Genomic DNA, 24939 nt, shown 5'->3' with positions numbered 1-24939 from the left:
GGGTCAGACCCCCTTTTCGGACAAAGCCTAAGCAATCCCAGCAAACGAATTGCGAAGATTGCGAACCGCTTCGTGCAGGTGAAAGCCGACGTTGCTAACGGTAATTCCGGTAACTTCCGAGATTTCGCGGTAGCTCAATCCGGCTTGCATCCGTAGCCTCAGTACCTCTTGTTGCCGCGGCGACAAGGTTTCGACCATTGCAGCAAGTTTGTCCTTCTCCTCCGCATCGCTGGCGATCTCCGCGGCACCCGGTGCAGGATCGGGGACCGCGACGGTCGACGGATCGGTTGGAACGGCATGGCGTGTTCGTTGCATATCAATCACTCGGCTGCGAAGAACTGAAAATAGCCAAGCTGCGACGCGAGATTCGATCCGCTGGCGATCTTCTCGGCACAACCTCAGGAACGTTTCCTGCACCGCGTCCTGTGCTCCCGCCCAGTCGGCAGCGAGCATTTTTGACGCATATGCCAATAATGGACGCTCGTAACGATCGACGATCTCGGTGATCGCTTCGGGCGTCCACGATGAATGAGAGCTCTGTGGCATATTGAATCGCGACCAACGGGTTAGAGACGACGGCATTCAAAGAGTTAACGAATGAATGCCGAAGATATTAGGAAAAAAGGTTATTAGTTATTAATCGTTCAGGTTCGCTATGCCTGGACCGTTTATTGGATTTTAACAATTATTTCGTAACCAATCGACGAGGTAACACGACGGTAACATAGGACGACCAATCTATGAGAATGGCGTTGGCGGTATTCGTTGAATACTGGCGTCTGCAATCCACTTTGTCTCTTAAGGGACCGTACGATGGGAAAAACCAATTTTAGATCAAAGACTTCTTTATGGCTGGTGATGTCCGCTTTGCTAGTGATCGCCCCGCCAATGGTGACGGTGTGTGCCGCAACGCCGTCCGAACTGCTGGAAAAGGGCATCCGTTCAATAGGAGTTTCTGTCACATGAACAACGACCGCCTTACGTGGCCCATACGACGACTTCTTCTGACGGTGCTTGTGCCGTCGGTAGGAGTCGTGTGGATGATGCGAGAGGTGGTCCAGAATGAACGTTTGGCTTCGGACCAACGATTGATGGATGCCTATCAAACTCAGCTTGAATCAGCCGTCGAGTCAGCCAACGACTTCATTCGGGGGCGTAGCCGACAAGCTCAAGTACGATGTCTGTTGGCGTTGGAACGCCTCGACCTTGCAATCTCGACCTTGCAATCTCGGTCTTGCAAACCCAGCGGCGACAACCACAGCTACGCGACCGGAACGGGCGGTCATTTGCAGCGGCTGTAGAAATGCGATTGCGTTTGCTCAGGTGACGTTCGTACGCCTACGGCTAGCCCGGATAATTCATGGGCTTGCAAATTGTTTTGCTAACGTCTACGCCTTAAAGCGTTTACGTTCATTGCTCGAAAAACAGTCTGCGAATCATCTGGGCTAACGGTTCAACGCGATCTGTCAAACGCCCGACGGCCAAAGCGGGTGGCGATCTGCGAGCATGGCGATTGCCCACCGATTCCTCGGAGGAGGCCAGTGTTATCGCGTGGTCCACACTGGTGGTGGCTCGATTTCGTCGGCGACCGGGGAACCTTGATCTTTCCGTCCACTGCCCTCCAAACGACTGGTTAGTTCGATCGTCATGTCGTTGTCACAGAGAATTTGGCAGCTCAAACGCACCCCGGGTTCATTGATTTCTCGGGCGTTCAATGTTGCCATCTCGGCTTCGGTGATATTTTCCGGTTCGCCCTCAATAAACTTCACTCGGCACGTCGTACAGCGTGATTTTCCGCCACAAGCGTGTAATTGGTCGGTTCCGGCGTCTTGCACCAAGGCTTGGACGAGTCGTTTCCCAGCTGGAATTTCGAATTCGCCGACGTTTCGAATCGTTAGTTTTGGCATGGTTTGCTTTCGCTTTGCTCAAGGGGTGCGGTTGGACAATAAACGTTTCGCTAAGGGCGTCAAAGCAAATAACAACCTGCATCGATCCAGTAGGTCCGATACGAAAGTTGTTTTTTTTGACATCCTCACACTGTAGCGGGTAAAAGAAATAGGCAAAGACACCATAGCGGTAAGTCGACAGATGGTTAGAATGTTCAGTCCTCCCGAACGAACGCCAAAACGAATTAGCGCCAGAGTGAAAGACAAGATATGGATTTGATGTCCGACGACGCCATCGCAGCGTTCGGCTTGCTCGTTTCCGAAGCGGTCGAACGCTTGGTAGACGAGCACGATGAATCGTTCGATAAGCGAGCCGCGATGTTAAGCGTCGAATCGCCGACGCTGAACAAAGAGGAAGATCGGCTTCAATTTCAATTCAAACTGAAGGGCAATCGTCAAGCCACCGTTATCGCTGGCATCGATATCGCCGCTGAAACGGATGACGATGACGAGGATTTTGACTTTTCACCCGATACCACGTCACTAAAGGCAACCCCGGTTTGCCAATGTGCTCAGTTTAAAACCCACTACCAATGTGCACACACCTTATCGATCGCATGGTGGCTGCAAGAGCAGCTCGGACGCCGCAGCATCGCGGATGTCTTGGCGTTCTTTGGTGATCTGGAAGTCGATCAGGTTGGAGCGGGTCGTGAGTTGGTCGATAATCTACTGAAAATTGCTGACGAATTGCGAGCTCCGGTCGAGTCGGATGTCAGCGGGACTCGGTTGCAGTGGCGTGTCGGGTTTTCGCGATCACGTTATTACGCTCCGATTTCAATCACGCCGTACGAACAAAAACCTCGCAAGAACAAAAAGGGGTGGACCAAAGGTCGCGAGGTTCGGGGCTTCGAACTGCTTAAACGTGACTTCTCCACCTTTCCGATTGATGGCAAAATTGCCTCTCTCGTCGCATCGCGGACGTATAGCTTTGATGAGGATCACTATTCGGAATTCCAGGCGCTGCAACAACTTGTCGGGCATCCAAACGTTTCCTGGGATGACGGCGAACCGTTTGATGTCAACGTCTTTTCCGCTGAACTGAGCTTTTCGCTGCACCCGGTCGAACGCGAACTCGATGATGAAGAGGCGTCCGAACCAGGCGAAGAGGTAGCGTCGAAGACCCTTTTTCGGCCCGTCGTTCATGTTTCGGGTTTCGATGTCGATGTGCGTAAATGTGAAGTCGTGCTGGGGCATAGCAGTCCCGTCGAGCCGTTGGTGGTATTGGCGGATAAGAAACGAGGTCTATTGATTGTTTGTTCGTTGCGAGATCCTCGTGCGACGCGAATCGTTCAGTATCTGATTCGCAGCGAGATGAATGAGATCGTGTTAGACGCGGAGTCAGCAGGCCGTTTGGCGGTCGGTTGTGCAGCACTCGATTCTTTGGTTCGAGTCGAATTGCCACCCCAACTGGCTGGACCGATCGAGCCCATTGAGGTCGAGTTGATTTTTGAGCTCCGCCCACGCCCCGGTGCTGGGATGTTTGTTGCATTAGCGGCCCACGACGATCGTTTTCGCGAAGTCCATACCCCTGGCTGCTCTCCCGCGATCGTGCCTTGCTTAACGCCATTGGGTCCGGTGCGACTCGAACGTGATTTGGCATACGAGAAACAGGCTGCCGAGGCAATCGTCGAACGGTTTGGTCTAGGGAATTTCGAAAGTGAAGGGGCATATCGATGGGTTGCCGAATCGGACGAATCGGCTCTCGATTTGTTATCGAAGTTTTACGAGGGTGGCCCTGAAACACCGCGAATGACTTGGCCCGAGGGGCAAACGATCCGAGTTCGTGGGGAATTGACCCCCGCTTCCCTTCGCGTACAAATCGATGACAAGCGAGATTGGTTTGGGATCAGTGGCTCGATCACGATCGATGGTACCGAGATGAAATTGGCTGATTTATTGTCGGCGGTTCGCGAAAATCGGTCGCTTGTCCGTGTCGGTGATCGCGAGTTTGCCAAAATCAGTGACGCGTTTCGTAAACGACTACAACAACTTGGCGACACCGTCGTCGCCGACCGTGACACGATGAAGGTTGCCGACGCAGCGATTCCAGCATTGCAGGAGTTGTTGAGTGACGATGTTCCGATCGAAGCAACCGCGCGCTGGCATGAATCGATCCAACGACTCGAGTCGCTCTCGGATTGGTCGCCCGATAAACCCGATGGTCTCGACGCGTCGCTTCGTGATTACCAACTCGACGGCTACCGCTGGCTGGCTCGGCTGAGTAAATGGGGTGTCGGAGCCGTTTTGGCCGACGACATGGGGCTGGGAAAGACCGTGCAAACACTCGGGGTGTTACTGGACCGTGCCAAGGATGGGCCTGCACTGGTCGTTGCGCCAACGAGCGTCGGAGACAACTGGGTGCGGGAAACCGAGCGGTTCACCCCCTCGCTCAAGGCGTTTTTGTACCGCGACAGCGATCGTCAGAAACTGATCGATTCGGTCGGCCCCGGTGACTTGGTCATCGTCAGCTACCAATTGGTCCAGCGTGATGCGAAGAAATTTGCCACGCGAGATTGGAACACTCTGGTGCTTGACGAAGCTCAATTTATCAAGAACTCGCAAACGAAAACGTCGCGAGCGATTCGTCAAATCAATGCCGATTGGCGAATCGGTTTGTCAGGCACCCCGCTGGAAAACCATTTGGGGGAACTGTGGAGCCTGTTTCGCACCCTTAGCCCTGGCCTTTTGGGGTCGTGGGACCGTTTCCGAAATCGCTTTGCCGATCCGATCGAACGGCACAAGGACGGCGATCAACGTGAATCGTTGGCCCGTTTGGTCCGTCCGTTCGTGCTGCGTCGAACCAAGAACAAAGTGTTGAAGGAATTGCCTGATCGAACCGAGATAACGTTGCATGCCGAGCTCAGCAGTGCGGAGCGGAAACGGTACGAGGACGTTCGCTTGGCCGCATTGGCCGAGCTAAGCGGCGAAGCGGGTTCGGACTCGGATAACGAAAACGGCGAAGCCAAGCAGGCGGGCCAGCAACGGATTCGGACCTTGGCCTGGCTGACGCGGTTGCGACAATTGGCGTGCCATCCACGCTTGGTCGATCCGAGTTGGGCAAAGGGGTCCGCCAAACTCGATCTGCTGATGTCGCTGGTCGAAGAGTTGCGTGAAGGCGAACACCGCGCGTTGGTGTTTAGCCAATTTGTCAAGCATCTCGAAGTGGTCCGCGAAGCGCTCGATAAGATCGGCGTCGCGTATCAGTATCTCGATGGTTCGACCCCCGCCGCTGAGCGGCAGCGTCGTGTCGATGCGTTCCAAAAGGGCGAAGGTGAATTGTTTCTAATTTCGCTCAAAGCCGGTGGTACAGGATTGAATTTGACCGCTGCCGACTACGTCATCCATCTCGATCCCTGGTGGAACCCGGCGGTGGAAGACCAGGCGACCGACCGTGCCCACCGGATCGGCCAACAAAAACCGGTCACCGTGTACCGATTGGTTGCCGAAGGCACGATCGAGGAACAGATTTTGCAACTTCATGCGGACAAAAGAGAATTGGTCGCCGGGGTCTTGGACGGAACCGACCGAGCCGCCAAGATGGACACGAATGAGTTGATCAAACTGATCCGCGAAGGCGCAACGAGCTAGCACCCGAATCCAGGCTGTAGCCGATTTCGTTGGAGTCCAGGCTTTCGTCGATCTGCATCACATCGAAATCGGCTAAAGCCTGGACTCCAACCTACCTAAACTTCGCTCCATTTAGTAAACTCTCGTTTTCCTTTCCATACCTCGAAACTCTGAGAATAATGATGAGCGGTGATTGTGACTTTGGCTTGATGGGATTGGCTGTGATGGGCGAAAACTTGGCCCTCAATGTGGAGAGTCGCGGCTATAAGGTTGCAGTCTACAACCGGACGACGAGTAAGGTGGACGACCTTATCGAGGGCCGCGCAAAGGGTAAAAACTTTGTCGGAACGCACACGGTCGAAGAATTTGTGAAATCGGTCAAGCGACCCCGCAAATTGATGATGTTGGTCAAGGCGGGTCCCGCCGTTGATGCGATCATCGATCAACTGATCCCGCTCTGCGACCCAGGTGACATCATTATCGACGGTGGGAATACGCTTTATAGCGATACCGAACGGCGAACCAAGCTGGTCGAAGAGGCAGGCCTTCTGTACGTTGGCTGCGGCGTTTCCGGTGGCGAAGAGGGGGCTCTTAAAGGTCCTAGTATGATGCCGGGTGGCAGCAAAGAAGCTTGGCCGCACATCAAAGAAATGTTTCAAGCGGTTTCGGCGAAAGTTGGCCCCAACAACGATATCCCGTGCTGCGAATGGGTCGGTCCACGCGGTGCCGGCCACTACGTCAAAATGGTTCACAATGGGATCGAATATGGCGACATGCAACTGATTTGCGAAGCCTACCAATTGCTTCGCGAAGTCGGTGGACTGAACAATGAGGAATTGTATGATGTTTTTGCGGAGTGGAACGAAGGCGAATTACAAAGCTACTTGATCGAAATCACTCGCGATATTTTCAGTGCCAAAGATGATCAAGGCGGCGATGCGTTCCTGGTCGATAAAATTCTCGATGTTGCGGGTGCCAAAGGAACCGGGAAATGGATGAGTCAATTGGCGCTCGATCTGGGCGTTCCGAGCACTTTGGTGACAACCGCCGTGTTTGCACGCGGCCTGTCGGCTCAAAAAGAAGCACGCGTGCGTGCGAGCAAAACACTCAATGGGCCATCGGAATCGATGAACCCCGAAATGCGTGCCGCAGCGATGAAGTTGGTGGGTGACCGAGCTGACTTTGTCGAGTCGGTACGCCATGCTCTTTACGCATCAAAGATCGTTAGTTACGCACAAGGGTTTGTCCAATTGCAGGCGGCGTCGGCCGAGCATGATTGGGGACTCGACTACGGCAACGCGGCCCTCTTGTGGCGTGGTGGATGTATCATCCGGGCTCAATTCCTCGACCGCATCAAAGATGCGTTCGAAGCCGATTCGAATCTTGAGAACTTGCTGTTGCACCCGTTTTTCAAAAAGGCGATCGAAGATGCCCAAGCGGCATGGCGGACCGTTGTCGCATCCGCAGCGATTTTGGGAATTCCTGTTCCCGCCTTCAGTACCGCGCTGAACTACTACGACGGATATCGACTGGAACGTTTGCCAGCCAACCTGTTGCAAGCTCAACGCGATTACTTCGGGGCCCACACCTATCAACGAGTCGATAAAGACGGTTGGTTCCACAGCGAGTGGTTGGATCTTCGCAAACAGCCTAAATAATTGGGCTTGGCTCACTGGTCCCCAGGCTTCTGCCTGGGGGCCCAATGATGGCAGGCTCCCGCCTACCCACGTTTTATTCAGACGTGGAATCACCGCCATCATTCGGCACGACCGCCGTTTCCTGCTCTGCCCCTAGCAACTCTCCGATCTGTTTGTCTTGGGCGGGGTCGACCCAACGCAAATCGATTCGTATCGCTTGCTCGTCAAAATCGACCAGTAGCGACGGCATCTCTTCGCGTAATCGATTCGCCCATTGCTCGCCTGTCATCGATTCGTGCTCGATTCGGACTTGCCGCGATGGCAATTTCCAGCGTCCTTTTTTGGTGATTCGAGCTTCGTCGGCCGTCAATTGACAACTCTTGATCGAATCGGACCCACTCATCCGCATCGCCAACCGTTCGCCTCGCGTCCGCAAATTCTCTTCGCTCGTACGCATCAGTTCTTCGATCGGTAGCTTTAACGCAATCGCGGAGGCCATCTCTGCGATGGTTGTTGACAACATCGCCATCGTGGCGTTATTGGCTGCTAGCGATGGCCAAATCGATGTGTGGGTGATCGCGTCGACAAGTTCGCGTTTTCCAATCAAGATCCCGCAGTCAGGGCCACCGAACGTACCGCCTCCTTGAACGATTACCAAGTCCGCACCCTGCTTGAGTACCTGCTCGACCGAGGGCAAGCTAGGCAGTGTGGAAGGTTTGAGCGTGGCGACCGGCAACACGGCCACTTGCGTAACGTCGCGGTTGCCAAAATCGAGTGGTGGTGCCGCTGCGTCGCTGCTTTCATTTTCAGCCATCACAAAACAGAAGGAATCAAAATCGTTGAAGTCCGACATTTCGATTTCGTCGTTTGCTCCAACCTCTTGCACCATTGGGACCAGCGCGTTCATGGCATCGACAAGTGATACGCCGTTGGCTAGGCGGATCGATTGGCTGCGATGGACGACGATATCTTCTTGGCTCATGCCGATGACGAACGCCAGGAGTGCAGCTTGAAAATGATTGGTCACCGCGATTCGCATTTCGTCACCGAACGGCAATTGCCGCTGTAGATGGTTTTCGAGCCGTGTGATCGCTCGGCCATCACTTCGAATGTCGCCATGTAGACATGCATAGGCGGCCTCGACGGCGTCGGTAGCGACGCTGACACCCGTTCCGTAGGGGGTGAGGAGCGTACCCGAAGCGTTGATGAGTGGAATGGTGACCGCGGTTTGCTTTTTCGACCAACGTTGAACACTTTTGCGGCCTGTCTCGGTCGCACGAACGACCGCGTCAAGTCCGCGAGCTGCGGTTTGAGGCAGATCATTCATAAACTCGGTCGCTTGCGTCTTCAAACGTTCGATGGTTTCGGGTTCGCTAGCCCGGCGAGCGACATCTTGCAGGCCACGGCGAAGCAGTTCGACGGTCCAAGGAGGGATAGCCATAGGATTCTTTCACGGATTGGGAAGGGATGTGGGACAGGCTTCTAGCCTGTCAATTTGGGATTAACGATCTGCAGGCCACGGCGAAGCAGTTCAACGGTTCAAGGAGAGATCACCATAGGATTCACTGACGGATTGGGAAGGGATGTGGGACAGGCTTCTAGCCTGTCAATTTGGGATTAACGATCTGCAGGCCACGGCGAAGCAGTTCGACGGTTCAAGGAGAGATCACCATAGGATTCACTGACGGATTGGGAAGGGATGTGGGACAGGCTTCTAGCCTGTCAATTTGGGATTAACGAGCGAATACGACTACTATTCTACACGGTACGGATCACATGCTAGTGGTGGGGCCTATCAATTTTGGTTTTGCAGGCGATTCGCACCGCCCAGCTTTCCATCTCGATGAACCAGTCGCATTCACGACGAAAACCGGCGAAACCGATACCCAAGAATGACCTAGCGAATTAGAGGTTGGCTCGTTTCAAGTCGTTTTGTTTACAAACGACGTCGACCCGGCAGGCACAGGCTAGAAGCCTATGCTACATGGTTTTGATATCTTATGATTTGGTAGACGGATTCATAGGCACTTCCCAGCAATTTGGTTTACGATGTTTGGCAAACGCCGAAAAAAGGACGAACAACCGATCGATTGGATGGGGTTATTGTCGCTTTTGGAGGACGATGATCGCCGCGCCGTCGTCGAGCGTCTGTACCCGGCGGAGTCTCGAGAGAGTTTTTTAGCCGCCGTACGCCGTATCAATGCAAAGCTCGTCGATGAGATTTTGTCGTCGGGGCGTCAAGTTCACTCGGCCGGTCAATTGGTCAATTGGCCTGTTGTGGCGATCGCTGGAATGCTCAATAGCGGGAAAACGAGTTTGGTCGCCACCTACCTTAGCGAGTTGGGCCGTGCACGCACGCTGCGGGGACCAAGCAACGCAGAAGGAACCCATCGCTTTGTCCTTTGGTTGCCGAGTCAATGGCAAAGCGACGCCGAGCTATGGAGTTTGCTGCTCACCCGTATTGGCGACGCGCTTGGCCAAGCCCCGGAAATGCTGGCTGAGGATCCGGTCGAGGCCCATTCGCAGTACAACAACCAAGGGGGCAGTGAAGCCGAATTGGCAATCCCATTGGTTGCAACCGATCCCGGACTTGACGCCGCTGAGATTGGATTACTTGACTGTCCCGATATTGTATCCGACGAAGCGTTTGGTTTAGGTTCGCCCGAAATCCGCCGTAAGCTGCTTGCTCGCGCTGCAACGCTTTGCTCGGCATTTTTGATCGTTACCTCCGCCGAATCGTCTCGCGATGCGACGCTCGGTGATCTCCTGCGGATCGCTTCGGATTTGATGCCAGGTGTACCGCGAATGTTGGCGGTCAACAAAGTCCGTCCTCGGCAAACGCCAGACCATATTCACGAAACCTTCGAACCATTGGTCAAGGCGAATGGGATCGAGACGATTTATGCGGCCTACGACTTTGATGTTCCTGCGAGTCGCCCGTTCATCCCGTCAACCGGTGATGGAAAAGTGATCGCTTCGGTCGATCTAGAAGACGATTTGTTGCCGACATTTTTTTCCGTCTCCGAAAATCCTGACGACAATCCACCCGCCGCGATCGGAGAGGACCGATTGCTCCGTGCCCTGCCGTCTCGTTTGGATCGAACCGAATTGTTCGAAAAGTTCCGCGTCGCTCTCCAGGTCAGTTTACGCTCGGCGATTTGGGACAAAGGTTTGGTGGGGATTTCCCGTGATGCCCATCGTTCGATCGAAGCGACCGAGAGAGCTCAACGCTGTTTACTTGAAGCTGCACTGGAGTTCTTTGCAAATCGTGATGTTGCCGGAGACGTTGTCGAGCTTCGTTTGCATCAATCCGAACGGATTATTCGCCAGTTGTCGGAATCGTTCGCACTTACCGCTCCCTGGTACGCGCGATGGGGCGTGCGAATGAACACTTGGGTGCGACGAGTTGGCGGTGGTGCGGGCGATCTTCTCCGCCAATTAACCCCATCGGCACTCGCTGAGCGAACGGCAATGGAGGTCAAAGACAAATTCCGCCGCGGCGACTATGGAGGCTTGATGACTCCGAAAAGCTTGAACCATTCGCTTGAACGATCGGGGGGAGTCCGCGCACTTTCACATTGGTTTCAGGATGAATCCGATCCCGATATCGGTCAGTGGACGGAGTGTTCCGAAGCCGCGATCTCTCGATTTGAACGCGACGACTTCACGAGCCTCGATCCGCGCCGACTCGATGAAGCCGTTCGGCAAATGTGGGCCGAGGTACCGATGCATAAAAAGTTGTCCACTGGACTAACTCCACTCGCAACCATGTTGGCTGCATTCGGGGGCGTTTTGATGGTGCCGCTCGATTTTGGAGCGTCGTTCCTCGCATATGCCTCGATCCCCGAACTGTTTGCCGCTTTGGGTTTGACGACGTTGTCGACTTTGTGGGCGGGTGGAGCAAACACACGAAATGTGGGACAACAAGCAGCCAAGCAGCAATTGGTCGATTTTCACGCGGTATTGTGTGATGCGTTCGGAGTCAACCGACCCGAGAAACCAACGACCATTCGGGTCGGCGCATCCAAAGTCGCATTGCCATTGTCGAGTATCTCGCCCCGTGATGCCGTCGGTCCGACGATATCGCTGTATCGTGTTCGGGATGAATTTCAGCAAGAATTGCAAAAACGATTGCCGCGAACGACGCCCTAAAGTTTCTCATCATTTTCAGGTAACTCGGTGACTCACGAATCTTCTTCAAGCCAACCTGGGGACGCATTTCTTTCTCGTGTGAGGCAATCTGCGATCAACGTGTTGGCCGACAGCCCGGTGGGACGCGATGTGCTGGAACTTTGTGACGAGCATGCTTCCGCCCGACGTATGATTCTAGAAGACCGCAGTGGTGGAATCACCGTCGTCGCTGTCGTCGGCGCTACTGGGCAAGGCAAGTCGTGGGTGATTCGCCAATTGGTCAAGGCGTCTCCCGTCTCGGCTTCGATTCGTAGCGGAAATAACCGTGACGAAGCGACCGAGAAATTGGTTTGGGTCGGCTCGCGTCCACCCGTTGATTTGGATGCCCGCTTTGAAGAATACCTTCACTGCAGTGCCGCCGACATGCAATCGATCGGGATGCCTTATATGATTGTCGATGCGCCGGGGTCGACGGATGAACGCCGTATGATTGCAAGTGTCGCCTCACGCGCCTTGTCGCTGGCGTCCGCTATACTGCTGGTCGTGCGCCGAGATCAATTGCGCAGCGAGGCGGTTGGATTGTTAGCCCAAGCAAGTGAAGGCAGCGTCGTGATTCCGGTTGTCAATGCCGTTCGCGAACAAGATGACTGGCTCGATGCCGACATCCAGGCCTTTGCGGCTCGAATGCGAGAGCTTGCACCTACGAGCTTGATCGCGTCACCGATCGTGATCGATGACTTTGAAATGGAAGGCCGCAGTGAAACGGAAGTCGCGCATGCAGCAGCCCTGGAAATTGGCTCCAGGTTAGAACAAGAGATCGGCCAATTGTGGGAAGGCGACCGAAGGCGAAGCACGCGAATGGCTGCGCTCGATGCCCGATTTCGCAGCGCATTGCATTCGGTCATGAGCGATCAGTTGCCAGGCCTCACGTCCGCTGTTCGGCGGATCAACCGCGAAGCGTTAGTCATCCCTGCCGAGGTCGCCGAATCGTTGATTGGCAGCGGAGGACCACTTCGAGCTGCCGTTCGAGCACGTTTGCGGTTGGCGCTGTTGACCGATACCAGCGCGATATGGTTCCCCTACCGATCGCTATTGGGAGTGCTCAATTTGACCAATGGTGCCTGGGACCGCGTCATGATTTCGCTCTCCGGATCGCTTCCATCATTGATCGGAGCGGTTTGGACAAGCACCAAGAATTTGGCTGACCAGCGAGGCGCGGAACAAGATGTGCGAGAGGGGCTTCGCAAGCGAAGTGCCGCAGCGGTCTCCGATCGTCTTGGCCCGTTGGCGTCCCGGTTTCGCAGCGAATTGTCGGAGCTTAGAAAACAAAAGAAAAATCCGTTGACGTTGGTAGGTGAAGCCGAGGATTCGCGAAGTCAGGTTGCTTATCTCGCTGGCATTGACTCACTGCAAGAAGCGTCACAGCAAATTTTCGAAGAGGAGGTCGAACGGGTCGCCACGTCACGATTGGCTACGATCGCATGTTCATTCATCGGTACAGGATTGTTCTGGGGTTTGATGGCCGCTCCCGTTTTTGCTCTGTACCGCGAGTATATTGACGCCAGTTTTCTGACGTTTCGCAATTTACAAGGCGATTTAAATAGCTTTCCTCGGCCCGATTTCGCCATGATGCTAACCAGTTTGCTGTTGTCGATCTTGCCAACCGCGATTTTTTGTATGTTCGTCTTGACATTCGCGCAAGGTCGTCGACGCGTCGAACGGGCCGTCAACAATATTCGGGATCGCCATGAATCAACGATCAAACACCTGCGAGACCAAGGCGTTTTGCGACTACGTTGGGACGACCCTTTGTTGGCGGACGCCGAGTTTTTGTTGTCGGTCGGTGCAGCGGATTCGAGCGATACGACCGAGCCCTCCATGGACCAATCCTAGTGGTTAGTCAGCATGATCTCGTAGGGTGGTGGATCTTGTTAAAGATCCTTCCGTGTGGAGATCTCTGGCAAAATCCACTGCCGCCAACCTTTTTTTAATTCGAATAGATCACTCGTAATGATTGACAATATGTTGACAGGACGTTTCTGGATAATCATCCAATCGGTTTTCGCGCAGGGTGAAGTAGCCCAGACAGCTGATGCAGTTGACGTGGTTGAACAAGCCGGGCTGCTCGATATCGTGCTCAGCGGCGGTATCGTTGGGTTGCTCATTCTGTTGACGTTGGCAGCTCTCAGTGTCGCGGCAACCTATTTGGTTTTCGATCAGGTTATGACGCTGCGCAGATCCGAAGTGTTACCCGAAGGCGTCAGCGATATCGTTCGGCAAGCTTTGTTGACCGGGCGAGTTGCCGAAGCCGATGCCGCCTGTCGACGTGAACCAAGCGTTCTCAGTGTGGTCATGTTGTCGGGATTATCAGAGCTAGAGTTTGGTTGGCGAGAAGTGGAAAAAGCGGTCGAAGATTCATTGGCTGACCAATCGGCTCGCCTGATGCGGCGAATCGAATACTTGTCGATGATTGGCAACATCGCACCAATGGTGGGACTACTTGGAACGGTCACCGGAATGATCTTTGCGTTCCAGCAAGTGGCGACCACGCGAGGAGCAGCGGGCGCGGGTGATTTGGCTGAGGGGATTTACCAGGCACTCGTGACCACGGTTGGTGGCTTGGTCGTTGCCATCCCGTCTTTGGCAGCCTACGCGATCTGTCGCAACCGCGTCGACACCTTGATCGCTCAAGTTGCCTATCAAGCCCAGCATGCACTGATGCCGATCAAACGCCGCCCAACCGCCCGCAGTCGGCCCCCAGCGAGCAGTCAACCAGCTCAGCCGCCGCAGACCGTGCCGAAAAAGCCATCGCCCCCAAAAGACGCGACTGGTGATCGATAGGTAGAGTCTGCTTGTTGTGGATCAAACACTTCACCACGGCCATTCGAACCACCACGCACCTCCATAAGAAGAGCGTCAGGAAACCCCAGATGAAGATTCGATACCTCCACTAGCCCGGATGATTCATGGGCTTGCAAATTGTTTTGCTAACGTCTACGCCTTCAAGCGTTTACGTTCCTTGCTCGAAAAACAGCCCGCTATCGCCAAAACGGCTAATGAATAATCCGGGCTAGGGAGAAGACAAATCCACCAATCTCATGCTCTGTCCCTCTGCGTCTGTGCTCACAAACTTAAAACTAAGTTACCTACTAAAAACTTCGCGGACGAACGGATGAAAGACGGAATCATCCGAATCATCAACGGTCAGCTCTAACCCTCCCTTTCTAATCTCCGTGCCTTCGTGCCTCTGTGAGAGCCCTCCCAATCCCCATTCCAACATTTCCGGAATCGTCAAATCCGTCCAAGAACCCCCGCGAAGCGTTCCCCCTTGTATTACGAGGCTGCGTGATGGGTTCTCACAGAGGCACGAAGGCACAGAGGAAAAAAGATGAATGAGAATCCGATTGGTAATCCTGGAACTGAAGTCCGTTGAAAAAACTCATCCGGTCCACAAGAAACAACTCCTCACTTACCTTAAGCTCACAAACTTAAAGCTAGGTTTGCTCACGCATCATTATTCGTTTGCCTGTGACACGGACGCTTTTACATCTAACTTCCATTTTTCGATGGCGTTCTTCATTCTTTCGGTTCTTTCGGGATACTTGTCAGCGACATTGCGGGTTTCCTTGATATCCTTGCTCAAATCATACAACTCCGTGGTATTTCCTTTGGTCTGCATCTTCCAGTGTCCATACCGCATCGCAGTCCCCAACTTGGGTTCATATCCGAAAAACACTGGCCGATCAGGTAGGTCGACCTGATTCAGCAGATGTTCCTTGACGCTAATTCCATCCAAGTGTCTCTCCTTTGGAACATCGATTCCAACAATATCCATGACCGTGGGAAGGATATCCATGCCTACGATCAATTCATCACTTTTCCAGCCAGCCTGAATGTGACCAGGCCATCGGATTGCCGCCGGAACACGGTGTCCGCCCTCGTAATTGCTGAATTTGTGCCCCCGGTATGGTCTTTCATTCGTACCCAACCAGACATCGCCGTTGTCCGAAAAGAAGATAACGATGGTATTTTCTTCCAGCTCAAGCTCCTTGAGCGCATCCAGAATTCTACCCACCTGCACGTCCAAGTCTTCGAGCATAATCTTGTATCGTGCCCGCGCAATGTCACCACTTAAAGGGATGTCCTTGCTTTTGGTCTCGGGAGGATCCGAAGGGATCAGGTAGTAATTATGCACGGCCTGATGCGCGACGTACATAAAGAACGGCTTGTCCTTGTGGCGTCGAAGGAAATCAATCGACTTGTCGGTAATGATGTGAGTCGAGTATCCCTCTTGTTCTTTGTATTCTGTACCGTCCAGCCAGTCCTTATGCTGAAGATAGTGACAGCCACCCGGTAAGAAACCGATAAACTCATCAAAGCCATGGTGTATCGGATTCTGCTCGGGCTTCGTTCCAAGGTGCCACTTTCCGAACAACGCGGTCCTGTATCCATTCTGTTGCATCAGACGGGACATCGTCAATTCGGTCGGATCAAGTCCAGGTGTATCGAGATGACCCGCTATCACATCGATAATCCCTACCCGCTGTTGGTAACGGCCGGTAAGCAATGCAGCACGTGTTGGGCTGCACACGGAACTATTGGAGTGGAAATCGGTGAACGTGACACCTTCGCTGGCCAGCTGGTCGATCCTGGGGGTCTCAATCCAGCCATTGTAAAGACTCATGTCGCTACACCCCAGATCGTCAGCAAGAATCACTACGATATTGGGTGGGCTATCCGATGCAGAAGATGGCTTGGTTTGCTTTTCTGGAGTTGGGTCGTTGCTCTCGGAGGCATTCGAAGCGTGTCCAGTGATAACCACCAAACTTAGAGTCAATACGAGGTAGATGCTGTTAGTTTTAATGATTCTCATTTCTTCTTTTTGATTTCCGCAATCGGTCAAGACCATTGATGACTTGGTTAGTCTCTCTAAATGCATTTGCTGGATTCAAAATGCATCAGCAGACTCGATGTTTGAGGGACTGGCCAGGAGGACGACGATATTGAGTGGAGGGGTCCGAGTCGGGGGCGAGGCATGTTGGGGCTGCACGCTTCCGTCAGGGAGACCGCTACCAGGATCAATACTGTGTTTTTCAACGTTGATCCTTTTCGCTATACCGATGGGCCCGGAAATTCATTTTGTGCACTCAGCTCAACCTCTTCATCGTCTTGGTCATAGCGTAGTACCGAATGGACTTTGTATGGGCTTAATCGAGATTCGCCACCAAGTTTGACCAGATGGATCAAGAATGAGCAACCGACGATTTCCGCTTCACAGCGTTCGAGCAACCGACAACATGCTTCCATGGTTCCGCCTGTTGCCAATAAATCGTCGACGATCAGTACCTTTTGACCGGGCTTGATACCGTCAACATGAATTTGCAACTCGTCGGTGCCATACTCCAATTCGTAAGCAAACGAATGCAAATCAAAGGGCAGTTTTCCCGGTTTGCGAATGGGGACAAAACCTGCGCCAAGACGCACGGCTAAAGGAGCGGCAAAGATAAACCCACGTGCTTCAGCAGAAGCAATGAGTTCGATACCTGAATCCAAAAAGGGCTCGGCCATCGCTTCGACAGCTGCCGAAAGAGCAGCGGGATCGGCTAGCAGCGGTGTGATGTCACGAAACAGAATGCCTGGCTTCGGATAATCGGGAATGTCGCGAACGAATTGTCGTAGGTCCATTTTGAAAAACTTCAAATCTATGGGAGTTCGGAAAGGAATCGATTTTGTAAAACGATAGCTGCCGGTTTGCGGCATGTCGAGTGATGAGCTGTTTTCGTCGTCCCAAAGCACTAGCGGCCTGAGATGATCAGTGATTGATCCGTCCATTCTGCCGTCACCTCTGCCAAGCGTGCAACCTCGGCGACCAATTTCCGGAACGAGCTTTTCTTTGCCTCAAAGGATACGAGTGTTTTACAGGCTTCCTCTGCCGAATCTTGGATCACACAAGTTCGCTCCGCCGCCCCCGCTAGCTTTTCAAATACCTGGTTTGCAGGTGTATTGAGCAAATTCAAGGCCAGATTCTCTGTATCGAGATCCGTAGGGCTGGAGGCCATCTTGGATTGCTCGATGAAGAATTGATTGGTCCCTGCTCGATGCGCTGCGGCCGAGGCTGAGACAACCATCGTTTGTCCCTGAGTTTGCACTTGACTGGCTCGATCCCGTTGCCGGACGGCGGCGAGAAACTTCGTTCGTTCGGGGGTGACCTCATATTTTACCGCATAGCGTTCCCTTGCCGTTGCCGATTCAACTTTCATCCGTTTTGGGAACGTAGCGGCGACCAATCGCAAATCGAATTGGGCTAGTACGAGAGTGAGTGCAACAGCAGGATCAACCGATGCCCACTCATTTGCGGCCCACAAATCGTGAGGCAAATCGATTGCTTCCGCTCTCAGTTTGGCTTCGTCGAGAATCGATTCGACAATTTCTGAAGGAGTCGTTGCGTTTGACCAACTGACGTTGATTGGATCGAGCGAGTCATTCGGCAGGCGGGCTAACGAGACCGCTGTCTCCTCCACCCACTCGGGGCGTCCGACCAATAGGATGTCGCGGACGGGCATGATCACGCAGTCGCGAATCTCGGCAATTTGCTGCATCGACAGGTAGACGGTTGGACCTACTTGTCCAGCTGAAATGGTTGCCGAATGGTCAATTTTCCTGTCTATCCAAATTGCCACGTTTGCCTGTTCTGCAAGCTCGTCGAGAGCCTCTCCAAACGGATTTCCATCAAACACGTTCACCGACCGCTGGCTGAGTTTTGCAAAGATCGGTGCTGAGTCCAAAGTCGTTTCGGGAGGAGACACTTGTGCGGACAGTTTGACATGAAAACCAACTGACAAAAGCAAAACAAAAAAACAGCGAAAAAAAATGAACTTTTCGGGAGAGGAGCTAGGTCGGAACCATGGTTGCGGACCGGGACCGAACAAAGCAGGATGCGTTTCCCTTAGCGGTCGTTTCTGGGGCATCATGGTATCCACTGGGTATTTCCGATTGAATGGAATCGTGTGCATTCATCCGTGTGATCATTCTAAACCGGATTTCCCCCATTCGGTTGTGTTTTTGAAGCATCGATGTCGTTATCGACCGATTCAGCGGACGTTTTGAGAAAAGGTCCCTTGCCGATCCGCTGGCATCATCGCCCATGAATGCCCATGAATAAGGCCAGATTACTAGAAAACGGGCGGTCTGGAAAGAAATTGATCGCGAAAGTCATTAAATGGTTGGTTGCCGACGGCAATTTCGCTAATTAAACTCGCACTCGGCGATTTGGATTGAGAATGGTGATCGCGGACAAACATTCGCTGCTTGCCGATTGATGGCTAACGCGTAGGATGGCCATGCATGGGACGGCCAGTGCGCCGGATGCACGCAGCGATGCTAATGATTCCCTTTTACTTTGACGGACTACCTTGTGACCACTCCCCTCGTACGGACAACTCGTTTGACGATCGCCTACCGGCGTTACCTGACGAGCGCCAATTCGCCTGAGTTTGCAGCCGAAGTGGACCAATACTACTCACCGGCGACGTTGGCAAGTTTGCTGCATCGAGGTGATGTTGAAATGCGGCGAGCGGCTGCATTATCGCTGGGAATGCTTGGCGATCGATTTTCGATTGATGCTCTTGGACACGCTCTTTCTGACCCCGACCGTGGTGTACGGCTCGCCAGTGACGATTCGTTCCGTGCCCTGCTTGTTCGCGACGCAGCCCCCCGTCACCATCAACAACTCTTGCAAGTGATGCACTTGAACGACGGAGGTGAATGCGCGGCAGCTTTAGCACCGGCGATGATCCTGGTCGATCATGCTCGACGATACAGTGAAGCCCATCATCAATTAGCGATTTGTTGGCAAGGTTTAGAGAACTATCGCCAAGCCGAGGTTTCCTACCGAGCTTGTTTGTGGCATTGCCGCTATCATTATTTGGCATGGCAGGGATTTGCTCGCTGTCGGATGATGGATCGAGACTATGGCGGTGCGATTGCCGCGCTTCGCCGCTGCTTAGACATCTGCCCCGACGTCGAAAATGCTCGGGTTCAAATTCGTGTTCTTCAGCGCCGCTTACGACAATCGGATGTATGAACTACGGTGACACTTTGGTCGGCTCGATCGCGATTTTATTCTCGATCATCTCGGCCTTTATTTCGCTGGGCCCTTGGACGCGGCCCTATCAATTGCGGACGATCTCTTTGGTCAACGAGCGTTTTGGTCGAACCACTGCGAGGCTCGTTTGGATGATCGTCGCCATCGCAGCGTTTGTCGCAGGCATTGCCATTTTGGCTGATATCCGGCCTGCGTACACTTAGCCGACTCAACGCTATCGAGAATAGCCCAGCGAGAGCATGACGGTTAGCATTTCATCGCAGGTGATGTAGCGGCGGTGATGCTCGACTTTATACTGGTCAATTGCGAGTGCCAATTCTCGTCCTGGTTCGGTCAGTCCGGCGTGAGAGGATCCGAATTGTCTTCTTTCGCCGCGTGATTTGAACGCCGATTTTCGTCGCTCAACGAACGCTCTTTCCGAATTCTCTGCAGATTTTTTCTTCACTGGGATTGCGTTTGAAATGGCGAATGCATCACCAGCATTGACGAGATCGTGAGACGATAGATTAGGTGCTGACATTGATTAACTCATGCGGATAGACATATCGATGGCTAGATAAGAAGTCGCTTCCAATCTAACCGTACGTCACAAAACAGTGAAAGTCGAATGGAAATTGAAAAGTTTGCTGCGATTTTATCGCAAATTCGTTTGGTTTTCGGCGACTTGTTGTTGCAGCGCCAAACGCTCTTGCTGCTCTTTGAACCGTTCCACCCAATTGTCCTGCTGGAGCGAGTTAGGATCGATCGATAATGCGGTCGTCAACGCGAGTTTTGCTTCCTCGAGATGACCGCTCTCAAGCATCAGCGATGCGACCTCGAGATGCAGGGATGCATCCGTAGGATCTTTCCCGATTGCCCGAGCAAAGCTTTTTTGGGCTTCGGCGAAACGTCCAGCATGCCGCATGGCAATACCTTGCAAAACATCCGCTCGCACTGGAGTGGCCTCGGCACCGACGCTGTCTTGCAATCGGTCGAGCGTCGCCAGCAGCCGACCGTAACGATTTTCGCGATGATAGATCTCGGCGGTTTGTAATTGAACTTCCGGATAATCGGGTTGAATGGCCAAGGCCCGGTGGTAGGCGGCGAGAGCATCGGTAAGCTGGCCAGCTGCGAGCAGGCAATCGCCGCGAAGTGCCCACACGTCCGCCGACGAGCGTGAGGTCGCCAAGGCAATTTGGCTTTGTTTTTGAGCCTCTTCGAGCCGCCCCACGTTCAAGTACATTCGCCCCAGTCGCTGGACTCGCTTGGGATCACTTGCGCTCAGACGCACCGCCTGTTCCATGTGCTCGATCGCTAAATCGTATTCGCCCCGCTGCCAAAGCGATTCCGATAACCCCCAATGAGCTCGGTCGTCCGTGGCAGATACCTCAAGCGCGTCGGCAAACAACGTTTCGGCAACATCCCAACGGTCGCTGTGCATTGCGTTGAAGCCTTGCCCTGACAATCGGCGCGCCGCGATCGATTGCCTACTTTCCCCGATTCGACGAATTGAGCGGCAACCGGCTGGAACCAGCAGCACTGCGCACATTACAATCGGTAGAAAAGTAGATCTCATTTTCGACTATTAGCAAATTCTGCCCCTAAATCGCAACGCCTTTCCGGCATTCAATATTCATCCTGAAGGTCTAAACGAGTCATGCCAGCCACTTTTGAACATTTCGGTCTTCGCTTTCTGTATCCCGACAATTGGGTGTCCGTTGTCGATCCTGAAGGCGGCGTCACCCTGCAAATGCCAAACGGCGGCTTTTGTTCCATTCTGCGCGAAGAGACCACCAATTCGGAAGCCGTCATTTTAGACCAGATCGCTGCCGCGATAGGGGCAGACTACGGTGAAGTCGAAAAGGAGCTGCTTCCAATCGATGCTTTCCTAGACGAGGGGGTTGCTGCCGATTTGAGGTTTTACTACCTCGATCTAATGATTGTTTCTCGCCTCATCATCGCTCCGCTCGATGGCCAACGGTTTGTGATTCAATTTCAGGCCGAATGCCGTGATTTTGATGCGAATGAAGCGGTCTTTTCAGCAATCATTAAACAGCTTCGCGAAACGGAGCCCAATCAAACGAGATCTTGACGACGCTTCTTGCGGCGATTCTTGCTGCACTCTCGACAAACCCCGTGAATAATCATGCGGTGTCCCGATATCCGAAAACCCTGTTCGGATGCCACTTGGTCGCGGATCGCCGTCAAAGCTTCGCTTTGAAACTCAAACAATTCGCGGCAAACGGTACAGTATAGATGGTCGTGTTGGGGATACCCGTAATCATGCTCGTAGACCATTCGTCCTTCGAGCTGAAAACTCTTTAACAATCCTGCGTCGACAAATTCTCGCAGCGTCCGATAAACCGTTGCATTGCTGACGTAGTTCTTCGAGCCCTTGCTCGGAAGTCTGTCGATCAGTTCGTCGGCATCAAAGTGCTCGTGCTCGCTAAAAATTTTATCAAGCAGAAACTTCCTCTGGTTTGTCTGCCGAAGGCCACGGGTTTGCAAGTACTCTTCGAAGCGTTCACGCGGCGATAACGAAACATTGGTGGGTGGTAAGGGCGTTGAAGATGAACCAGACACAATTATCAACCATTTGACAAATCACGGAGTAGGCCCCCAATGCGACCTTGGCTTCGGGCCGACGCCCAATCATTCGTCTAGGCTCGCCCCACGCCGTTGTTAAGTCCTCGGGAAGGTGGTGGTGGATCCTGCTAAAAATCCTGAGCGACCTGGATCTTTAACAAAATCCACTCTCCAAGTGATCGTTAGGGCGAACAGCTAGACGACCCTCAAAGATACACCAACGACGCGAAAAAGCCAACGATGCCACATTCGTTATCCTAGCGTTTTAGATAAGCTTTCAGCGACTACCACGCTGCTCTCCGAGTGGAAAGCAACCTCGCCTGGGGGAGGAGAACGCAAGTGGACCTGAGCCCAGCGGTGGACGCTATCGGCTCGGAGAACGGATCGCCATCCACGGCAAAGCCGGCTTAAGCGAATTGGTCCAACATGCGATCAAAGGCAGCTTCCATTTTCTCAGGTGTGTCATAGCTGCCACTGGCAATTTGCCTTCTCAAATCGGCAACCTTGTCGATTCGAATCTCACCACTACCGGGGGACGTGCCTTCGAGACGATTGACGCCCGAAGCCGCGCTGCTGAGATCAAGCTGATCGACTGGTGCGGAAGCTTTTTGCGCCGTTAGTTGCTGTGGGGCTTGAGCCGATGATCGTTGAGCTCCGCCAGCGTTTTGAGAAGCAGAAAGACGAAAAGGGCCATAAATTTGCATAGTTTGATTGCTCCCAATCGGGACGAGTGACTTCTATCAAACCACCGTAACTCGAAAACGATCGAGTCGCCGTGGCACGGTTTGATAGATGCGAAAGCGCGGTAATTGACCGGGCCGAATCGATTGCTCTCATCCTTGAAAACTTTCGATCGTGACCATTTCCGCTTCGGTCGTCAGCGCCGCAATCCTTGTCCCAGGATGCAATCCATATAGCGAAAAAAGAGACTTTTTCAGCGCGTAGCGGGCGGAAACATTGATTACATCGTCCCACATACCGCCGAAACTCCAGTCGAATCATCGCTCAATGAGTCACATTTTCCTAAAACAAGGTTCCGGCGAAGGTTAGCAAAGCCCCTATCCAAATCGCAAGGGCGTTTTTCCAAAGACTTGAGCCAAACTGGAAATTTTTCCGCGATCGCTTGCCCGCCTCAAACCGTGAAACGGTAAACCGTGTGCCAGTCGGGCCGCGCGTTCGCGACGGCAAAACACGTCGGATGCTGCTGCCCCCCACGCGGTCAAATGCGAAACGACCGGAAGCATTGTGGCGGAAAATTGCCAAGAGTTATCGGCAACGCGGAAAAACAGGTCCCAAAGCCGAATGTCTTGGCGACTTTCACTTCGGTGGATGCCGTGATGTAGCCCGGCATCTAAAAATCACATCCTCGCTGGCCTGAAGACACCCGAAACGCTCGTTTCGATCCCCCCGGGACGGTCCGCCCTACACCCTACACCCTAAGCGAACCGATAACGTCAGAAACACGATCGGCATGGCACTCGCGAAGCGCCGCTGGCAAGGCGTCAATCATTCGGGTCGATACCGTGGGGTCGTAATAGTTCGCAGTCCCTATTTGAATCGCGCTTGCTCCAGCTACCAAGAATTCCATGACGTCATCGATCGTCGCAATGCCTCCGATCCCTACGATTGCGATGTCGACCGACGAAGCGACCTGATAAACACAGCGAATTGCGATGGGCTTTATCGCAGGCCCACTCAAACCTCCCATCCCATTGCCCAGCATGGGTTTCTTGTTTCGCCAATCGACCGCCATTCCTAACACGGTATTGATCAAACAAACCGCATCGGCCCCACCATCGGCAGCAGCCTTTGCGACATCAGCGATGCGGGTGACATTGGGGGTTAGTTTGGCAAGGATTGGTACTTTGCAAGCTTCGCGAGTCGATTGAACAACGTCGCGGCATGAAACCGCATTGGTGCCAAAGTCCACACCACCGCTAACGTTGGGACAGGACAGGTTCAGCTCAATCGCCGAAACGCCTGGTTCATTTCCGACACGCTCGGCCAATGCAACAAATTCATCTTTGGTTCGTCCCGCCACGCTAACCACGACCGCTGTCTGCAGCGACCGTAAATAGGGCAAGTGGTGCTTCAAAAACGCATCGACGCCGTCATTGTCTAAGCCGATCGCGTTGAGCAGTCCTGCGGTGGTTTCAACCGTTCGCCATGGAGCATTTCCGATACGCGGTTCTGCTGTGATCGTTTTTGGCAACACTGCCCCAAGTCGTGGCACGTCGACGACTTTTTCCATTTCGCGGGCGTACCCAAACGTACCGGATGCGACCATGATCGGGTTTTTTAAGGTCAGCCGGCCCAGCTTGGTTGACAGCATTTCATCGCTTGACATCTAATTTCTCATCCGGTAATTGCTCGCTAATTTTCTTCATCAACTCGGTGGCGACCTGCTCCTTCGTTCCTTGCACGGTTAAAATGACGTCGCCGTGACGATTTAGAAGTTCAATGTCGTTTTGATCCGAATCGATCGCTTGAGGACCATTGCTGACGATCCAATCGCAGCATTTTTTTTGTAGTTTCACGGTGGCTCGAAATCGACGGTCTTCGGTTTCCAGGGCAAAGCCGACGACCCATTGGCCTTGTTTTTTTCGTTGGCCAAGCATGGCAACGACGTCGGCCGTTTCAATCAACTCAAGTTGCAATGCATCGCCTGTTTTGGCAATCTTTTGCGTTTGGATGAAGCGCGGCATGTAATCGCACGGGGCAGCGGCACCGATCGCTCCGTCGCACGACTCAAATGCAGACATGGAGGCTGTCAACATTTCATCGGTCGTTTCGACGTTGATGATCTCGGCCGCGGCTGGATACGCGACACTGACGGGGCCCGAAACGATGACGACTTGGTGCCCTTCGGCGATGGCGGCGGCCGCCAAGGCAGAGCCCATTCTTCCACTCGATGCGTTCGTGAGGTAGCGAACCGGGTCGAGGTATTGGCGGGTCGGACCGGAAGTGATCAAGATGCGGGACACGAACA

22 protein-coding genes and 1 pseudogene are annotated in these 24939 nt (G+C 53.3%); 10 read left to right on the top strand and 13 right to left on the bottom strand.

The window, feature by feature from the left end:
* Positions 1 to 27: 27 nt before the first annotated feature.
* Positions 28 to 546: an RNA polymerase sigma factor gene (locus Q31b_RS10075; RefSeq protein WP_231617450.1), complete on the bottom strand. Its 519-nt coding sequence runs from the start codon at positions 544 to 546 to the stop codon at positions 28 to 30.
* A 416-nt stretch (positions 547 to 962) separates the two neighbouring features.
* Between Q31b_RS10075 and Q31b_RS10070 the strand changes: the two genes are divergently transcribed.
* Complete coding sequence (locus Q31b_RS10070; RefSeq protein ID WP_146599566.1) at positions 963 to 1301, top strand: hypothetical protein; 339 nt, start codon at positions 963 to 965, stop codon at positions 1299 to 1301.
* Positions 1302 to 1544: 243 nt separating this feature from the next.
* Here the strand turns inward: Q31b_RS10070 and Q31b_RS10065 are convergent, their stop codons facing one another.
* A complete protein-coding gene (locus tag Q31b_RS10065) occupies positions 1545 to 1907 on the bottom strand; it encodes a 2Fe-2S iron-sulfur cluster-binding protein (protein WP_146599565.1) in 363 nt (120 codons plus the stop codon).
* A 258-nt stretch (positions 1908 to 2165) separates the two neighbouring features.
* Here Q31b_RS10065 and Q31b_RS10060 point away from each other — a divergent pair, with 258 nt between their 5' ends.
* Entirely contained in the window at positions 2166 to 5534 is a 3369-nt protein-coding gene (locus tag Q31b_RS10060) for a DEAD/DEAH box helicase (RefSeq protein WP_231617449.1), read from the top strand.
* A gap of 161 nt (positions 5535 to 5695) precedes the next feature.
* The gene (gnd, locus tag Q31b_RS10055; protein ID WP_146599971.1) at positions 5696 to 7171 is read left to right on the top strand and encodes a decarboxylating NADP(+)-dependent phosphogluconate dehydrogenase; all 1476 of its coding nucleotides are present in this window, start codon (positions 5696 to 5698) and stop codon (positions 7169 to 7171) included.
* Between the two features lie 73 nt (positions 7172 to 7244).
* Here gnd and Q31b_RS10050 read toward each other — a convergent pair whose 3' ends face one another.
* The gene (locus Q31b_RS10050; RefSeq protein WP_146599563.1) at positions 7245 to 8591 is read right to left on the bottom strand and encodes a hypothetical protein; all 1347 of its coding nucleotides are present in this window, start codon (positions 8589 to 8591) and stop codon (positions 7245 to 7247) included.
* A 608-nt stretch (positions 8592 to 9199) separates the two neighbouring features.
* Between Q31b_RS10050 and Q31b_RS10045 the strand changes: the two genes are divergently transcribed.
* The 4 genes and pseudogenes from Q31b_RS10045 to Q31b_RS28935 form a co-directional block, all read left to right on the top strand.
* Positions 9200 to 11302 carry a hypothetical protein gene (locus Q31b_RS10045; RefSeq protein WP_146599562.1) on the top strand — a complete coding sequence of 701 codons (2103 nt, stop codon included), beginning with the start codon at positions 9200 to 9202 and terminating at the stop codon, positions 11300 to 11302.
* A 27-nt stretch (positions 11303 to 11329) separates the two neighbouring features.
* Positions 11330 to 13174, top strand: a complete 1845-nt coding sequence (locus Q31b_RS10040) for a GTPase (protein WP_146599561.1) — start codon at positions 11330 to 11332, stop codon at positions 13172 to 13174.
* 117 nt (positions 13175 to 13291) lie between these two features.
* Positions 13292 to 14122: a MotA/TolQ/ExbB proton channel family protein gene (locus Q31b_RS10035; protein WP_231617448.1), complete on the top strand. Its 831-nt coding sequence runs from the start codon at positions 13292 to 13294 to the stop codon at positions 14120 to 14122.
* 551 nt (positions 14123 to 14673) lie between these two features.
* Positions 14674 to 14778 (top strand): annotated as a pseudogene (locus Q31b_RS28935) (GxxExxY protein); the annotation flags it as partial.
* A 17-nt stretch (positions 14779 to 14795) separates the two neighbouring features.
* Here the strand turns inward: Q31b_RS28935 and Q31b_RS28930 are convergent.
* The 3 genes from Q31b_RS28930 to Q31b_RS10015 all read right to left on the bottom strand — a co-directional run bounded on the left by Q31b_RS28930 (position 14796) and on the right by Q31b_RS10015 (position 18252).
* A complete protein-coding gene (locus Q31b_RS28930) occupies positions 14796 to 16190 on the bottom strand; it encodes a sulfatase-like hydrolase/transferase (protein WP_231617447.1) in 1395 nt (464 codons plus the stop codon).
* Positions 16191 to 16393: 203 nt separating this feature from the next.
* The gene (locus tag Q31b_RS10020; RefSeq protein ID WP_146599559.1) at positions 16394 to 16966 is read right to left on the bottom strand and encodes an adenine phosphoribosyltransferase; all 573 of its coding nucleotides are present in this window, start codon (positions 16964 to 16966) and stop codon (positions 16394 to 16396) included.
* Between the two features lie 110 nt (positions 16967 to 17076).
* On the bottom strand, positions 17077 to 18252 hold the full coding sequence (locus Q31b_RS10015) for a hypothetical protein (RefSeq protein WP_231617446.1): 1176 nt from the start codon (positions 18250 to 18252) through the stop codon (positions 17077 to 17079).
* Positions 18253 to 18695: 443 nt separating this feature from the next.
* On the opposite strand from Q31b_RS10015, the gene Q31b_RS10010 reads away from it, so the two are divergent.
* Positions 18696 to 19364 carry a HEAT repeat domain-containing protein gene (locus Q31b_RS10010; RefSeq protein ID WP_146599969.1) on the top strand — a complete coding sequence of 223 codons (669 nt, stop codon included), beginning with the start codon at positions 18696 to 18698 and terminating at the stop codon, positions 19362 to 19364.
* Entirely contained in the window at positions 19361 to 19588 is a 228-nt protein-coding gene (locus Q31b_RS10005) for a hypothetical protein (protein WP_146599557.1), read from the top strand. The genes Q31b_RS10010 and Q31b_RS10005 overlap by 4 nt, the downstream gene beginning before the upstream one ends.
* Positions 19589 to 19599: 11 nt before the next feature.
* Here the strand turns inward: Q31b_RS10005 and Q31b_RS10000 are convergent, their stop codons facing one another.
* Complete coding sequence (locus tag Q31b_RS10000) at positions 19600 to 19905, bottom strand: hypothetical protein (protein WP_231617445.1); 306 nt, start codon at positions 19903 to 19905, stop codon at positions 19600 to 19602.
* Between the two features lie 114 nt (positions 19906 to 20019).
* Complete coding sequence (locus Q31b_RS09995; protein ID WP_146599556.1) at positions 20020 to 20940, bottom strand: tetratricopeptide repeat protein; 921 nt, start codon at positions 20938 to 20940, stop codon at positions 20020 to 20022.
* An 81-nt stretch (positions 20941 to 21021) separates the two neighbouring features.
* Between Q31b_RS09995 and Q31b_RS09990 the strand changes: the two genes are divergently transcribed.
* Positions 21022 to 21456, top strand: a complete 435-nt coding sequence (locus Q31b_RS09990) for a hypothetical protein (RefSeq protein WP_146599555.1) — start codon at positions 21022 to 21024, stop codon at positions 21454 to 21456.
* Here the strand turns inward: Q31b_RS09990 and Q31b_RS09985 are convergent.
* The 5 genes from Q31b_RS09985 to Q31b_RS09970 all read right to left on the bottom strand — a co-directional run bounded on the left by Q31b_RS09985 (position 21441) and on the right by Q31b_RS09970 (position 24934).
* The gene (locus Q31b_RS09985; protein ID WP_231617444.1) at positions 21441 to 21947 is read right to left on the bottom strand and encodes a Fur family transcriptional regulator; all 507 of its coding nucleotides are present in this window, start codon (positions 21945 to 21947) and stop codon (positions 21441 to 21443) included. The two genes, Q31b_RS09990 and Q31b_RS09985, sit on opposite strands and share 16 nt — an antisense overlap.
* Before the next feature lie 410 nt (positions 21948 to 22357).
* Entirely contained in the window at positions 22358 to 22654 is a 297-nt protein-coding gene (locus Q31b_RS09980) for a flagellar biosynthesis anti-sigma factor FlgM (protein WP_146599553.1), read from the bottom strand.
* A 129-nt stretch (positions 22655 to 22783) separates the two neighbouring features.
* A complete protein-coding gene (locus tag Q31b_RS28110; RefSeq protein WP_197171303.1) occupies positions 22784 to 22927 on the bottom strand; it encodes a hypothetical protein in 144 nt (47 codons plus the stop codon).
* Positions 22928 to 23379: 452 nt separating this feature from the next.
* Positions 23380 to 24297 carry a dihydroorotate dehydrogenase gene (locus tag Q31b_RS09975; protein ID WP_146599552.1) on the bottom strand — a complete coding sequence of 306 codons (918 nt, stop codon included), beginning with the start codon at positions 24295 to 24297 and terminating at the stop codon, positions 23380 to 23382.
* Positions 24284 to 24934: a phosphopantothenoylcysteine decarboxylase domain-containing protein gene (locus Q31b_RS09970; RefSeq protein ID WP_231617443.1), complete on the bottom strand. Its 651-nt coding sequence runs from the start codon at positions 24932 to 24934 to the stop codon at positions 24284 to 24286. Before Q31b_RS09970 ends, Q31b_RS09975 begins: the two co-directional genes overlap by 14 nt.
* Positions 24935 to 24939 lie beyond the last annotated feature (5 nt).

It is taken from the genome of Novipirellula aureliae (genome assembly GCF_007860185.1).
Classification (GTDB): domain Bacteria; phylum Planctomycetota; class Planctomycetia; order Pirellulales; family Pirellulaceae; genus Novipirellula_A; species Novipirellula_A aureliae.
The sequence above is the reverse complement of the archived record's forward strand: the minus strand, read 5'-3'. Positions and strand labels throughout refer to the sequence as shown.

Bases quoted from the DNA above. Each gene is read 5' to 3' on its own strand.
- Q31b_RS10035 (WP_231617448.1), top strand. From the start codon at position 13,292: ATGATTGACAATATGTTGACAGGACGTTTCTGGATAATCATCCAATCG.
- Q31b_RS28110 (WP_197171303.1), bottom strand. From the start codon at position 22,927: ATGTGGGACGATGTAATCAATGTTTCCGCCCGCTACGCGCTGAAAAAG.
- gnd (WP_146599971.1), top strand. From the start codon at position 5,696: ATGAGCGGTGATTGTGACTTTGGCTTGATGGGATTGGCTGTGATGGGC.
- Q31b_RS09975 (WP_146599552.1), bottom strand. From the start codon at position 24,297: ATGTCAAGCGATGAAATGCTGTCAACCAAGCTGGGCCGGCTGACCTTA.
- Q31b_RS10060 (WP_231617449.1), top strand. From the start codon at position 2,166: ATGTCCGACGACGCCATCGCAGCGTTCGGCTTGCTCGTTTCCGAAGCG.
- Q31b_RS09990 (WP_146599555.1), top strand. From the start codon at position 21,022: ATGCCAGCCACTTTTGAACATTTCGGTCTTCGCTTTCTGTATCCCGAC.
- Q31b_RS09980 (WP_146599553.1), bottom strand. From the start codon at position 22,654: ATGCAAATTTATGGCCCTTTTCGTCTTTCTGCTTCTCAAAACGCTGGC.
- Q31b_RS10075 (WP_231617450.1), bottom strand. From the start codon at position 546: ATGCCACAGAGCTCTCATTCATCGTGGACGCCCGAAGCGATCACCGAG.
- Q31b_RS10065 (WP_146599565.1), bottom strand. From the start codon at position 1,907: ATGCCAAAACTAACGATTCGAAACGTCGGCGAATTCGAAATTCCAGCT.
- Q31b_RS10000 (WP_231617445.1), bottom strand. From the start codon at position 19,905: ATGTCAGCACCTAATCTATCGTCTCACGATCTCGTCAATGCTGGTGAT.
- Q31b_RS10005 (WP_146599557.1), top strand. From the start codon at position 19,361: ATGAACTACGGTGACACTTTGGTCGGCTCGATCGCGATTTTATTCTCG.
- Q31b_RS10020 (WP_146599559.1), bottom strand. From the start codon at position 16,966: ATGGACCTACGACAATTCGTTCGCGACATTCCCGATTATCCGAAGCCA.
- Q31b_RS10015 (WP_231617446.1), bottom strand. From the start codon at position 18,252: ATGATGCCCCAGAAACGACCGCTAAGGGAAACGCATCCTGCTTTGTTC.
- Q31b_RS10070 (WP_146599566.1), top strand. From the start codon at position 963: ATGAACAACGACCGCCTTACGTGGCCCATACGACGACTTCTTCTGACG.
- Q31b_RS10045 (WP_146599562.1), top strand. From the start codon at position 9,200: ATGTTTGGCAAACGCCGAAAAAAGGACGAACAACCGATCGATTGGATG.
- Q31b_RS10050 (WP_146599563.1), bottom strand. From the start codon at position 8,591: ATGGCTATCCCTCCTTGGACCGTCGAACTGCTTCGCCGTGGCCTGCAA.
- Q31b_RS28930 (WP_231617447.1), bottom strand. From the start codon at position 16,190: ATGGTCTTGACCGATTGCGGAAATCAAAAAGAAGAAATGAGAATCATT.
- Q31b_RS09995 (WP_146599556.1), bottom strand. From the start codon at position 20,940: ATGAGATCTACTTTTCTACCGATTGTAATGTGCGCAGTGCTGCTGGTT.